10 protein-coding genes and 2 pseudogenes are annotated in these 13,014 nt (G+C 46.2%); 8 read left to right on the top strand and 4 right to left on the bottom strand.

What is annotated here, in order from left to right:
* Positions 1-73: 73 nt before the first annotated feature.
* A pseudogene (gene putA / locus A5N84_RS13480) lies at positions 74-3,752 on the bottom strand (bifunctional proline dehydrogenase/L-glutamate gamma-semialdehyde dehydrogenase PutA).
* Between the two features lie 214 nt (positions 3,753-3,966).
* On the opposite strand from putA, the gene A5N84_RS12800 reads away from it, so the two are divergent.
* The 5 genes from A5N84_RS12800 to dnaJ all read left to right on the top strand — a co-directional run bounded on the left by A5N84_RS12800 (position 3,967) and on the right by dnaJ (position 8,548).
* Positions 3,967-4,404, top strand: coding sequence for a rhomboid family intramembrane serine protease (locus A5N84_RS12800; RefSeq protein WP_072281730.1), 438 nt, complete (start codon positions 3,967-3,969; stop codon positions 4,402-4,404).
* 11 nt (positions 4,405-4,415) lie between these two features.
* Positions 4,416-4,550 carry a hypothetical protein gene (locus A5N84_RS13475; RefSeq protein ID WP_408633843.1) on the top strand — a complete coding sequence of 45 codons (135 nt, stop codon included), beginning with the start codon at positions 4,416-4,418 and terminating at the stop codon, positions 4,548-4,550.
* Positions 4,551-4,751: 201 nt separating this feature from the next.
* On the top strand, positions 4,752-5,330 hold the full coding sequence (gene grpE, locus A5N84_RS06645) for a nucleotide exchange factor GrpE (protein WP_072281728.1): 579 nt from the start codon (positions 4,752-4,754) through the stop codon (positions 5,328-5,330).
* Between the two features lie 82 nt (positions 5,331-5,412).
* A complete protein-coding gene (gene dnaK, locus A5N84_RS06640) occupies positions 5,413-7,341 on the top strand; it encodes a molecular chaperone DnaK (RefSeq protein WP_072281727.1) in 1,929 nt (642 codons plus the stop codon).
* A gap of 52 nt (positions 7,342-7,393) precedes the next feature.
* Positions 7,394-8,548, top strand: coding sequence for a molecular chaperone DnaJ (gene dnaJ / locus A5N84_RS06635; RefSeq protein ID WP_072281726.1), 1,155 nt, complete (start codon positions 7,394-7,396; stop codon positions 8,546-8,548).
* 69 nt (positions 8,549-8,617) lie between these two features.
* Here the strand turns inward: dnaJ and aroG are convergent.
* Positions 8,618-9,666: pseudogene (aroG, locus tag A5N84_RS06630) on the bottom strand (3-deoxy-7-phosphoheptulonate synthase AroG).
* A gap of 173 nt (positions 9,667-9,839) precedes the next feature.
* Here aroG and A5N84_RS12790 point away from each other — a divergent pair.
* From A5N84_RS12790 to A5N84_RS10815, 3 genes are read left to right on the top strand one after another with little or no spacing between them, the layout of a single operon-like run.
* Complete coding sequence (locus A5N84_RS12790; RefSeq protein ID WP_198923836.1) at positions 9,840-10,265, top strand: cation:proton antiporter domain-containing protein; 426 nt, start codon at positions 9,840-9,842, stop codon at positions 10,263-10,265.
* Entirely contained in the window at positions 10,207-11,013 is an 807-nt protein-coding gene (locus tag A5N84_RS10820; RefSeq protein ID WP_198923835.1) for a potassium/proton antiporter, read from the top strand. Before A5N84_RS12790 ends, A5N84_RS10820 begins: the two co-directional genes overlap by 59 nt.
* Entirely contained in the window at positions 10,992-11,480 is a 489-nt protein-coding gene (locus A5N84_RS10815) for a cation:proton antiporter family protein (protein ID WP_198923834.1), read from the top strand. Before A5N84_RS10820 ends, A5N84_RS10815 begins: the two co-directional genes overlap by 22 nt.
* Positions 11,481-11,769: 289 nt before the next feature.
* On the opposite strand, the gene A5N84_RS06620 is transcribed toward A5N84_RS10815, so the two are convergent.
* Together A5N84_RS06620 and A5N84_RS13075 are read right to left on the bottom strand one after the other, a co-directional pair.
* Complete coding sequence (locus A5N84_RS06620; protein ID WP_332882148.1) at positions 11,770-12,591, bottom strand: MFS transporter; 822 nt, start codon at positions 12,589-12,591, stop codon at positions 11,770-11,772.
* Positions 12,588-12,899 carry an MFS transporter gene (locus A5N84_RS13075; RefSeq protein ID WP_072281724.1) on the bottom strand — a complete coding sequence of 104 codons (312 nt, stop codon included), beginning with the start codon at positions 12,897-12,899 and terminating at the stop codon, positions 12,588-12,590. The genes A5N84_RS06620 and A5N84_RS13075 overlap by 4 nt, the downstream gene beginning before the upstream one ends.
* Positions 12,900-13,014 lie beyond the last annotated feature (115 nt).

Genomic DNA, 13,014 nt, shown 5'->3' with positions numbered 1-13,014 from the left:
AAAATGGCTAGCATGTCCCCCGTGTTCGCATGGTATGGGGATTTTCGCTAGAAATTTTCAGGCATGAGTTAAATCAAATTTCTGCCATTAAGCTGGCATTTCCTCCTGCGGCGGCGGTGTTGATGCTGATGGCTTTTTCATGCACTAAAGGCAGAAGGGATAGCGCGAGTTCTAGGGTTTCAATATAGGTGAGGATTGCCCCTTTACGCTCAGCAAAATGTTGTTTTTGAGCTTGGCTTATCGGGTCTAGCACGATAAGAAGACTTAAAGAATCAACCTGATTAAAATCTGATACGACTTGCACTAACTCACCAAAGGCTTGCGCTTGTTTGCCCAATGCGCTGTCTTTTTCTACAACCGCGCGACTGCCACAAATCACAATGGCGATAAGGGCTTGAATTTGTTTTTCCAAAGCGCCGTTACCAATGGCGATTAAGGGGCGCGCTTCTAATGTCAGGTAGTTTTTCTCTCCTGTGATGCTTTGCATGTGAAATACTTTGCCAAGAGGGGATTGTTGGGCGAGCGTTTGCATTAAGTTAAGTGCATCTTGTTGTGCTGGATTAGAAAGGGTGGCGCGGATGCCAGTTTCTAGCTCTGTTGTGTTTATTGTTGTGGCGCTGCCCTCTAATCCTTCAAGATGCCATTGATGCCGCCAAGATAGGCGTTGCAAATAAAGTGGGCCGCCTGCTTTAGGTCCTGTTCCTGACAAGCCCATGCCTCCAAAAGGTTGCACACCGACGACTGCGCCAACAATATTACGGTTGACGTATAAATTACCAGCATGAATGCGCTTTAGCCATAGTTCAACGGTTTCATCAATACGGCTATGAAGTCCACTGGTTAAGCCAAAACCAGTTGAATTAATCTCTGCCATTATCTCTGGTAATTGTTGGGCATCAAAACGGATAACATGCAACACAGGGCCAAAAACTTCGTGTTTTAACTGTTTTATGCTATCTATTTCGAGCAAAGTGGGCGCGACAAAGGTTCCTTGTTGCGCTAGCTCAGGACAAATAGGGACTTGATAGTAAGATTGAGCGGTTTTTTTCAGCGCATCGATATGCTCCAGTAGGCGATTTTGTGCGGTTTTGTCAATGACAGGTCCAACATCTGTAGAGATTTTTTGGGGATTGCCAACCGTAAGTTCTGCCATTGCGTCTTTAAGCATGGTAAGTAAATTGTCTGCGACATCGCGTTGTATGTATAAAACGCGTAATGCTGAGCAACGTTGTCCTGCTGAATCAAATGCCGAATTTAAGACATCGGCAACCACTTGTTCTGGCAGGGCTGAACTGTCAACAATCATGCGTTTTGCCCCCCTGTTTCGGCAATCAGTGGTTTAATTTCGCGTTTAGTAAAAGCATTGATTGGATGAGCGCTGTTGGCAATAGAATGATCTGGGGTGGGGGTTTGTTCGATAGATTGCTGTAAATTTTTGTAGATGCTTTTTGCTGTATCGGTCGAGCCAGTAAAAATAACCCCATCAACACGCGCATCACTGACCAACGCCTGCCCAATTATTTTTCCGCTGCCGACTAAACATTGCAAAGCCGCTTTAGGAATGCCTGCTTGATGAAATAGCGTTACCGCATAATCTGCCATTAAAGAGGTTTGCTCAGCGGGTTTGGCTAAGACCACATTGCCTGCTACCAATGCCGCTGATACTTCACCGACAAAAATCGCCAAGGGGAAATTCCAAGGACTAATCGCGACGATAATGCCACGTGGATGGTTATATCCTTCAGGGTTATTGCGCACCTCTTGGGCATAATAGCGACAAAAATCAACTGCTTCGCGCACTTCTGCAATGGCATTATTAAGAGTTTTTCCCGCTTCACGGATTGCCAAATCAAATAGTTTAGGCAAATTTTCTTCCATTAAATCCGCCATTTTTTCCAACATTTCAGCGCGCGATAGCGGGGAAGTATGTTGCCACTGATGTTTAAAATTATGCGCGCTTGTAAAGGCTTGTTCGACTTCTTCTGCGCTAGCATCGCGCACTTTGCCTACAATTTCTTGCCTGTTGGCAGGGTTTCTTATCTCTCGCCATGATTGAGCGCTGGGCGCGTTGTCGATGTTTTGGGCTAATTGTGGTTTGGCGGTATAAGTATGATTGGCTAATGCATTAAGCGCTTGTTCTAAATCATATAAAGCGGTGGTATCGGTTAAATCATAGCCTTTGGAGTTTTGTCGTTTATCGCCAAAAAGATTAATCGGCAGAGGAATGCTGGGGTGCATGGTGGCGTTGGTGGCTTTTGCGATATCCACAGGGTCTTTTGCAAGCGTATCGATACTAATGTTCTCATCGACAATTTGATTAACAAATGAGCTATTAGCGCCATTTTCTAATAAGCGCCGTACTAAATACGCCAATAAGGTTTGATAAGAACCAACGGGGGCATAAATCCGACAAGGTACATTTAACCGCTCTTTGCCAACCACTTCATCATAAAGCGTTTCCCCCATACCGTGTAGGCATTGAAATTCAAAGTTTTTGCCTTGAGCAAGATGATAAATGGTTGCGAGAGTTTGCGCGTTATGAGTGGCAAATTGCGGATAAATCACATCTTGAGCGGTCAGTAGTTTTTTTGCGCAAACAATGTAGTTTAAATCGGTATGCATTTTGCGCGTAAAAACAGGGTAGTCTTGAAGACCATCGCTTTGCGTGCGCTTTATTTCACTATCCAATAGGCGCCTTTAACCAGTCGTATCATGATTTTGCGTTGATTGGCGCGCGCTTGGTCAATTAATTCATCAATTACAAAGGCACACCGTTTTTGATAGGACTGTACGACAAAACCAATGCCATCAAAACCTGCTAAATCCGCATCATTGAGTAATCGATGCATCAAATCCAGAGAGATTTCTAGGCGCTCAGCTTCTTCTGCATCAATATTAAGACCAATATTGTAGCGTTTAGCGAGCAAGAAAAGTTCTTTTAAACGAGGATATAATTCCTCCATAACGCGCGCATGTTGCGCCAAACTATAGCGCGGATGAATAGCTGATAATTTAACTGATACGCCTGAGGATTCATAAACCCCTAAACCTTGTGAAATCTGACCAACAGCATGAATGGCGCGAATATAATCCTGATAATAACGCTGGGCATCTTCTTCGGTAAAAGCTGCTTCCCCTAACATATCGTAGCTGTAGCGAAATCCCTGAGCGCAACGCTCTTCACTATTTTTAAGTGCTTGCTCTATTGTTTGACCAGTAACAAATTGTTTGCCTAATAAGCGCATCGCCATATCCACCCCCCGACGGATAAGCGGTTCGCCCCCTTTAGTGATTAGGCGGGATAAGGCAGAAGATAAACCGTTTTCGCTATGGGTGGAGACAACCTTACCGCTAATAAGCAGTCCCCACGCCGCGGCATTAACAAACATGGACGGACTATTGCCAATATGTGCGCGCCAATCGCCTTGAGAGATTTTGTCGCGAATGAGTTTATCGGCGGTGGTTTTATCAGGAATCCGCAATAAGGCTTCGGCTAAACACATTAGCGCAATCCCTTCTTGACTGGAGAGCGAAAATTCATGCATAAGCGCATCAACACTGCTGGCTGTTTTGCGTGCGCTACGGACTTTATGCACTAAATCTTTGGTCAGTGTTTGAATGGCTTGAGCGTGGGAGTCGGTATTGGCTTGTTCAATCAGGTTTTGCACCATCTGCTGTTCATCAGCGCGGTAGTGCTGGCTTAAAGAGGGGCGAATTTTAGCCGTTTGTGGGAAAAGAGAATAAGAAGACATGCGACTCTCCGATGGGATTATGAGGTTGTTAATATAAAAAACTATTTATTGTAATATATCAGAATATTAAGGCGCAAAAGCAATAATTTAATGGCGTTAAACCGCTAGGGAATAGGGGCGTTTAGGTTAGAGGTTTGTGATGAACTAATTAAGGTGCGCTCGTTTATGTGCGAATCATTTACAATGCGCGCTTTTAGCGAGATAAGGTGGGAATATGGTGAAAAATGTGGTGCTGGCACGTGCAGGATGGCTGACTTATTTGGTGGCGGGACTGTGTTGTCTTGCGACGTTGCTTACGCAAGCTGGACAGAATGAATGGACGCAGTTGTTTGTATTGCAATGGTCGTTGGTGGCAGAGGGGCAGTGGTGGCGCTTGTTTACGCCGATTTTTTTGCATTTTCCTATGTGGGGGTCAACTATTTTGCATTTGGCGTTTAATGTGCTGTGGTGGATTGTAGTGGGTGGGGCGGTGGAGCGTTTTGAGGGGTGGGGGCGTTTGCTTGGGCTATTGCTGGTGAGCGCTTTGGTGAGTAATGTGGTGGCGTTTTGGGTCTATGGAGCGTTTTTTTGGTGGATTGTCGGGGGGTGTGTTATGCGTTGGTGGGCTATGTGGGGGAGCGCGCGCTTGTGGTTGTGCGCTATAAAAAGGTAGTGGATAGGAATTTGTTGATGGTATTTGTGGGGATGATGGTTTTAGGGTTTACTGGCATTTTAGGCGCGGTTGCGAATATGGCGCATTTGGCGGGATTTTTCGTGGGGATTCTGTGGGCATTGGGATTAAAAGGATTGAACAAATAGCATTATTTGGGGAAATAATAGGATTGATTCTGTGGTTTTGTCGAAATTTAGCGCGTCTTGTTGGTAAAAATAGGACGCTTTATCAACAAGGTTGGATTTATTTTTAAACCCTTTTTGCCTGATTTTTAAGGGGTTGGCTTGAAAAAACAGCAGTTGCCCTCATCTCCTAGGCGTTCATTTTATTTAAATTAGGAGTGTTTTATGCAAGACCATGAGAATCAAAAGAATGCGCAACAAGATGAGCAGTTAGAGGCTGAAGCGTTAGAGTCAGAAAATGAGGTTGGCGAGCAAGAAGAAGGCATAACACAGCCAGAACACGCGCAAAATGAGGAGATGCTGGCGCAAGTTGAGGCGCTTAAGGCGCAGGTGTTGCGCGAGCGGGCAGATAATGACAATTTGCGTAAGCGTCAGGAGCGAGAATTGCAAAGCGCCCATAAATTTGCAACAGAGCGCTTAATTAAGGACTTATTGCCAGTGATGGATTCTTTGCATTTGGGCATTGAATCAGCGCAGAAAAACGAGGAAGCGACGCTTGAACAATTTATTTCAGGCTCACAAATGACGCTTAAATTATTTGAGGAAACGCTGGCGCGCCATGGTGTGGTTGAAATTGTTGCTCTTGGCGAGCGTTTTGACCCTGAAAAACATGAGGCGATTAGCATGGTGGAAAATGCTCAAGCCACGCCAAATACTGTGATGACGGTGGCGCAAAGAGGTTATGAATTAAATGGGCGGGTGATTCGTCCTGCGCAAGTGGTGGTGGCTAAAGCAGTATCATAAAAATTTGCGGATTGGCTTGAAAAAATCCGCCTTTGCCCCATTAATGTGTTTAGTAATTATTTGAACTTTTGGAGAGGACTTTATGAGTAAGATTATTGGGATTGATTTAGGGACTACAAATTCTTGTGTTGCCATCATGGATGGCGATAAGCCACGGGTGATTGAAAATACGGAAGGGGGACGGACAACGCCTTCTATTGTCGCTTTTGCAGATGAAGGCGAGGTGTTGGTTGGGTTGCCTGCAAAACGTCAGGCAGTAACCAATCCTAAAAATACAATTTATGCGATTAAGCGGTTAATTGGTCGTCGTTTTGATGAAAGTGAGGTGCAAAAAGATATTAAATTAGTGCCTTATAACATCGTTAAAGCCGATAATGGGGATGCGTGGGTTGAGGTTAATGGGAAGAAGATGGCGGCTCCTGAAGTCTCAGCGCGTATTTTGCAGAAAATGAAAAAAACTGCTGAAGATTATTTGGGTGAGAAAGTAACAGAAGCGGTGATTACTGTTCCTGCGTATTTTAACGATAGTCAGCGTCAGGCGACCAAAGATGCGGGCAAAATCGCAGGTTTGAATGTTCGTCGGATTATTAATGAGCCAACCGCGGCGGCGCTAGCCTATGGTATGGATAGAAAAGCAGAAGATGCCAAAATTGCTGTCTATGACTTAGGGGGCGGTACGTTCGATATTTCAATTATTGAAATGGCGGATTTAGATGGCGACCGTCAGTTTGAAGTATTAGCAACCAATGGGGATACTTTCTTAGGCGGTGAGGATTTTGATGCGCGCGTTATTGATTATTTAGTCGCTGAATTTAAAAAAGATAGCGGTATGGATTTATCCAATGATTCGCTTGCCTTACAGCGTTTGAAAGAGGCGGCGGAAAAAGCAAAAATTGAGCTATCGTCTAGTCAGCAAACTGAAATTAATTTGCCGTATATTACAGCCGATGCTTCTGGCCCTAAACATTTGAATTTAAAATTAACTCGCGCAAAATTAGAGTCTTTGGTAGAGGAATTAATTGAGCGTACGCTAGAGCCTTGCCGTCAGTCTTTAAAAGATGCGGGGTTAAGCAGTAGTGATATTAATGATGTGATTTTGGTTGGCGGTCAAACGCGGATGCCAAAAGTGCAAGAAGTGGTGAAAAACTTCTTTGGTAAAGAACCACGTAAAGATATTAACCCTGATGAGGCGGTTGCTTTGGGAGCTGCGATTCAAGGCGGGGTTTTAGGTGGGGATGTAAAAGATGTGTTGTTGTTAGATGTGACGCCGTTGTCGTTGGGCATTGAAACGATGGGCGGGGTGATGACTAAACTCATTGAGAAAAACACCACAATCCCAACCAATGCTGAGCAGATTTTCTCTACTGCTGAGGATAATCAAACTGCGGTTACGATTCATATTTTACAAGGTGAGCGTCAGCAGGCGAGCGCGAATAAATCATTAGGTCGTTTTGATTTGACAGATATTCGCCCTGCACCACGCGGTATGCCACAAATTAAGGTAACGTTTGATATTGATGCAAACGGGATTTTAAATGTCTCTGCAAAAGATAATGAGACTGGCAAGGAGCAATCGATTGTGATTAAAGCAAGCTCTGGTTTGTCGGATGAGGAAGTAGAGCGCATGGTAAAAGATGCTGAGGCGCACGCTGAGGAAGATAAATTATTCCAAGAAAAAGTGAGCGCTAAAAACTCTGCTGAGGCGATGATTCATAGCGTTGAGAAATCAATGCAGGAATTAGGCGAAGGCGAGGTGAGTGCTGAGGAACGCGCTAAAGTGGATGAGGCAGTTGAGGCATTACGCGCTGCTATCAAAGACGATAATCTTGAAGAAATTAAAGCGAAAACAGAAGCCCTTTTGGAAGCCTCTTCTCCTGTAATGCAAAAAGCTTATGCCAAACAGGCAGAGCAAGCGCAAGCTGGTAGCGCAGGTGAAGAGCAAGCCAATGGCGATGATGGCGTTGTTGACGCGGATTTTAAAGAAGTGAAAGACGACGACAAAAACAGCTAATTTTTCTTTTTACTGAGGGCGGCATACGTCGCCCTTTTTTTATGGGAATAGTATGGCTAATCAAAATAAAGATTTATATAAAATTTTAGGAGTGGAGAAAACCGCTTCTAAAGAAGACATCAAAAAGGCATTTCGTAAACTCGCCATGAAACTTCATCCCGACCGCAATCCTGATGATAAAGAGGCGGAAGAGAAGTTTAAAGAGGCAAAAGCAGCATACGATATTTTAAGTGATGACCAAAAACGCGCAACATACGACCGCTTTGGTTTTGATGCGGCAAAAGGTAATGGTGGCGCAGGCGGTTTTGGTGGCTTTGGCGGTGGGGGCGCTGGCGCGAGCTTTAGTGATATTTTTGGCGATATGTTTGGCGATATTTTCGGTGGCGGTGGAGCTGGGCGCACAAATGCTAATCGACAAAATCGTGGTCGGGATTTGGCGTATGAGTTGGATTTGTCGCTAGAAGAGGCGGTGAGCGGAGTGGAGAAAACAATCCGCATCCCAACTTTTGTGGTCTGTGATAATTGTAATGGCAGTGGGGCGACAGAAAAATCAACCAAACATACTTGTAGCACTTGCCAAGGCAGTGGACAGGTGCGCATGCAACAAGGGTTTTTCTCAATTGCGCAGGTGTGCCCAACTTGTAATGGTAAGGGTGAAATTATTGAAAATCCTTGTGAAAAATGCCATGGCGCTGGGCGTGTGCATGAGCAACGGGTGTTGGATGTTAGCATTCCTGCTGGCGTGGATACTGGAGATCGTGTTCGTTTGCAAGGTAAGGGCGAGGCTGGTGAGATGGGCGCGCCTGCAGGGGATTTGTTTATTGAAATCCGTGTGCGTAAACATGCAATTTTTACTCGCGATGGCGATGATTTGTATTGTGAGATGCCTATTAGTATTGCAACTGCTTGTTTGGGCGGAGAAATAGAAGTGCCGACGCTAGATGGTAAGGTGGCGCTTAATATTCCAGAAGAAACACAAACGCATAAAACTTTTAGATTGCGCGGTAAGGGCGTTAAATCGGTGCGCAGTCATTCAACTGGCAATTTATTTTGTAAAGTTGTGGTGGAAACGCCTATTAATTTGTCTAAGCATCAAAAACAGTTGCTGGAGGAGTTTGAACGTTCTTTAAAGGATGGGGGTAAGCGCCATGCGCCAAAAGAGCGTGGATTTTTAGATTCAGTGAAAGATTTTTTTGATAATCTTTAGATTTTTTTAAGAGATTAAAAGCGTTAAGCCCAACTGTTTTGTTGGGCTTTTTTTGTGAGGGGTTGTGGGTTATTTGAGGCGAGTGGCGGCGGCGTCTGCGAGGGTTTGTAGCATGGTTTGGGTTTCTTCCCAGCCGATGCAACCGTCGGTGATGCTTTGTCCGTAGGTGAGTGGTTGGTTGGGGGTGTGGGTTTGTTTGCCTTCGATGAGGTGGCTTTCTATCATGACGCCAAAGATGGAGCGGTTGCCATTTTGGATTTGGGCGCAGATGTCTTGGGCGACGATTTTTTGTTTGCTGTGGTCTTTGAGGCTGTTGGCGTGGCTAAAATCGACCATGATGTTTTGGGGGAGGCTGGCTTTTTGTAGGTGTTGTTCAACGTTTTGGATGTGTTCGGCGCTGTAGTTGGGTTTGTCGCCGCCGCGTAGGATGATGTGGGTGTCTTCGTTTCCGGTGGTTTGGACGATAGCGGAGTGTCCAAATTTTGTTACAGAAAGGAAGGAGTGGGGGGCGCGGGCGCTGGTGATGGCGTCGATGGCGATTTGAATGCTGCCGTTGGTGGCATTTTTAAAGCCAACTGGGCAGGAGAGTCCTGAGGCGAGTTGGCGGTGAACTTGGCTTTCTGTGGTGCGTGCGCCAATGGCGCCCCATGATACGAGGTCGGCGATGTATTGTGGGGTGATCATGTCGAGATATTCTACGGCGACGGGGAGTCCGCTTTCGGTGATGTCTAGTAGGAGTTTTCGGGCGATGCGTAGGCCGTCGTTGATGGCGAAGGTGTCGTTTAGGTGAGGGTCGTTTAGCAGTCCTTTCCAGCCTGTGGTGGTGCGCGGTTTTTCAAAGTAGACGCGCATGATGATTTCTAGGCTGTGCTGGTGTTTTTGGCGTAGGGGTAGCAGGCGTGCGGCGTATTCTTTCGCGGCTTGGATGTCGTGAATAGAGCAAGGCCCGATGATGACGAGTAGGCGGTTATCGTGCTGGTTTAGGAGGTTATGGATGGCTTTTCGCGCTTGGTAGGTGGTTTGGCTGGCTTGTTCGCTGGCGGGGTATTTTTCGAGTAGGGCGATGGGGGGAGGAGTTCTTTGATTTGTTGGATGCGTAGGTCGTCGGTTTTGTGCATGAGGTTGTCCTTGTTGGTTAATGAGCAAAAGGGTAAAGGTAGCGCATTTATTGAGCTTTAGATAGTGGGAATGATTTTTTAATTGTCTTTGTAAGGATATAATCTTTTCTCACGCTTTTTTGTGTGTTGGGTTGTTACAATGTTTGGTTTTCTAGTGTTTTTTTGGGGATGCGATGCAGTTGATTAATGTGGTTTTGTTGTTTTGTGCGGTGTTGTTGTTTGCTAGTGTGTTGGCGAGTTCGTTGTCAGCGCGGATTGGTATGCCGTTGTTATTGGGGTTTTTGTTGATTGGAATGTTGGCGGGTGAGGATGGGATTTTGGGGTTGCAGTTTTCATCTTTTGGTTTTGCCAATATGGTGGGGCAGGCGGCGTTGGCGGTGATTTTGTTGGATGGGGGGTTGAGGACGGCAATTTCGACGTTTCGGGTGGCGCTTAAGCCAGCGAGTGTGATGGCGACGTGGGGGGTGATGGCGACGGTGGGGACGCTTGGGTGTTTTGTGATGTGGTTGCTGGGGGTGGATTGGCGCTTGGGGGATGTTGATGGCTGCGATTGTGGGGTCGACAGATGCGGCGGCGGTGTTTTCGTTGTTGCGCCATAGTGGTATTCGGTTAAATGAGCGGGTGCAGGCAACGTTGGAGATTGAATCTGGGGTTAATGATCCTATGGCGATTTTGTTGGTTACGGCGTTTATTGCGCTTAATTTGCAACCGCAGGCGCAGTCTTTGGGTTCATTTGCGGGGTTGTTGGTGCGTCAGTTGGGGCTTGGGTTGGCGTTTGGGTTTATGGGGGGGTGGGTGTTGAGTAAGTTGTTGGGGCGGGTGCGTTTGGCTGATGCGATGTATGCGTTGTTGATTTTATCTGGTGGGTTTGCGGTTTTTGCGTTAACAAATTTGCTCGGGGGGAGTGGGTTTTTGGCGGTGTATTTGGCTGGGGTTTTGGTGGGTAATTATCAGAGTCGGGCGACGGGGCATGTGTTTAATGTGATGGATGGGTTGGCGTGGTTGAGTCAGGCGACGTTGTTTGTGATGTTGGGGCTTTTGGTTACGCCGAGCGATGTGTTGGGGATTTGGCATTATGGTTTGGCGGTGGCGGCGTTTTTGGTGTTGGTGGCGCGTCCTTTGGCGGTGGTGTCGGGGTTGTTGCCTTTTGGATTTCGTTTGAATGAGATTTTATTTATTTCTTGGGTGGGGTTGCGTGGGGCGGTGCCAATTACATTGGCGATTATTCCTGTGATGATGGGGGTGTCGCAGTCGGTGTTGTTGTTTGATTTGGCGTTTGCGGTGGTGGTTTTGTCGTTGTTGGTGCAGGGGTCAGCGTTGCCTTTGTGGCGCGCTGGTGTGGGGTGATTTTGCCTGAGACGCCAAGCGCTAAGAGTCAACACCGTTTGTGGCTTAATGAGCAGGCGAGTGTGGAGATTTTTGAGTTTGTGGTGGCGCAGAATGCGTTTGTTATTGGGCTACACCCTGAAGCTATTGCGCAGAAGATTAATGCTCATGAGGTGAAGGTGTTGGCGTTTGTGCATGCCGATGAGGTGGTTACGATGTCGCCTGAGACGCGCTTGGCGGTGGGCGATGGGGTGTGGTTTGCGGTGCGTGGGGAACATGTGGAACGTTTGGCGCGCTTGTTTGGTGATAGTGTGATTAAAGCAAAATCAGAGAGTGAGTTTTATGGGCAGTGGGTGGTCTCTCCTCATGTGCGTATTAAGCATTTATCGATGTTGGATTCTGCTGGCTTGGATTCTGAGGTGCGCGAGATGACGGTGTTGGCGTTTATTCGTGCGCAGGAGGAGCGCAATTGGGTGGTCGGGGGATAAGGTGGCTTTTGATGAGCGGGCGGTGTTTACGGTAAAACAGATGGATGATAAGGGCAATATCATGTCGCTGGGTTTGAAGATTAAGCCGTTGGAGGAAAAGCAATAGGCGGTGGAGGATTAGATGGGCGTTAATCCGAGCGCCTATTGCATAATATTTGGCTTTTATTGATTTGGTTTGTATCGCTATTTTGTGTGGTGCATAGGGGTTAGTCAGGTTGTTCTTCGCTATGGGTGAATATCCAATAGGTGCTGATGGCGATTATTATGGCGAGGATGAAGTAGGCAAGGCTTATCGGTAGAGGGTTTCATTAAACTGTTGTCCGACAATATGGGCAATGCCTATGCCAATAATGGTCATCACGCTGCCAATTAAAGCAGAGGCGGTGCCTGCGATGTTTTTATAGAGCTCTATGATTAGGCTGTTGAAATTGGGCATTAGGGTGCTAAAGCCTAAAAAATGGAGCATAAACAGGGCGATTACTAAAAATAGTGGCGGTTTGCCATGGGTGAGTAGGGCGGCTATAAGGAGGGCGCTGTCGGAAATAACCATGATGGTAAGCGCGATTTTAACCATGCTGCGTAGTCCTTTGTGTAGAACAAGGCGGGAGTTGGCGATGGAGGAGGCAACCATGCTAAGGGCAATGCAGGCGAAGATATAAACAAAGTTTTCCCCTAAATGATAAACGCCGTCTTGGAATATGGGTTCAAATTGGCTGATGTATAACACGAGCATGCCAAATAGGCAGCCTAGGATGAGTAGATAAAGTAGGGTGATGCTGTCGCTAAGGCAGGTTTTGATGGCGTTTGCAACGGATTTAATGCTAAAGCGGTTGCGTCGTTCGGTTGGTAGGGTTTCTGGGAGTTCGATGAGTTCCCAAGCACAAGCTAGGGTTGCGATTAGAGCGAAAAAAATAAATAAAGCGACCCAATCCCCTAGGCTTATAATCCATTGTCCAAGCATGGGCGCAATGATGGGAATAATAAGAAATACCATCATAATTAATGACATTAGCCGTGACATGGCACGACCTGAGACAACGTCGCGCACAATGGCAAGCGTGAGAACACGAGGAGCGCCAACACCAATGCCTTGGAATAATCGCGCAATCAGTAAGGTTTCATAGTTTGTGGCAAAAATTGCAAGGATGCTGGCAAGAATATAAATAATGAGCCTGTGGTGAGGATAATTTTGCGCCCAAATACATCAGCAAGCACGCCAAATAATAATTGTGTCAGCGAAAATCCAAGCATGAATACAATTACCATGAGCTGAATGCGGTTTTCATCTCCTTCGGTTAGTCCAAAGGTTTGGCTGATTTCTGGAAAGGCGGGCAAGATGGCATCAATGCTTAGTGCGGTAATGCCCATGAGTAAGGCTAACAAGACGATAAATCGTCTGCTTTGAAAAAATGGGTTCATAGAAATCCTTGTATAAAGTCGCTTGGAAAAAAATAAACGCAGTTTAATGATATTGCTATAATGCGCAAAGTTTTGCGGCGCGAAACTGGATTATCATTTATTTATTTATTTTAGT

Origin of the sequence: Rappaport israeli, assembly GCF_001888055.1 — a bacterium.
Taxonomy (GTDB): Bacteria; Pseudomonadota; Gammaproteobacteria; order Cardiobacteriales; family Cardiobacteriaceae; genus Rappaport; species Rappaport israeli.
This window is presented reverse-complemented; position numbering and strand designations above follow the sequence as displayed.

Bases quoted from the DNA above. Each gene is read 5' to 3' on its own strand.
- A5N84_RS12800 (WP_072281730.1), top strand. From the start codon at position 3,967: ATGGTGAAAAATGTGGTGCTGGCACGTGCAGGATGGCTGACTTATTTG.
- grpE (WP_072281728.1), top strand. From the start codon at position 4,752: ATGCAAGACCATGAGAATCAAAAGAATGCGCAACAAGATGAGCAGTTA.
- dnaK (WP_072281727.1), top strand. From the start codon at position 5,413: ATGAGTAAGATTATTGGGATTGATTTAGGGACTACAAATTCTTGTGTT.
- dnaJ (WP_072281726.1), top strand. From the start codon at position 7,394: ATGGCTAATCAAAATAAAGATTTATATAAAATTTTAGGAGTGGAGAAA.
- A5N84_RS12790 (WP_198923836.1), top strand. From the start codon at position 9,840: ATGCAGTTGATTAATGTGGTTTTGTTGTTTTGTGCGGTGTTGTTGTTT.
- A5N84_RS10820 (WP_198923835.1), top strand. From the start codon at position 10,207: ATGGCTGCGATTGTGGGGTCGACAGATGCGGCGGCGGTGTTTTCGTTG.
- A5N84_RS13075 (WP_072281724.1), bottom strand. From the start codon at position 12,899: ATGAACCCATTTTTTCAAAGCAGACGATTTATCGTCTTGTTAGCCTTA.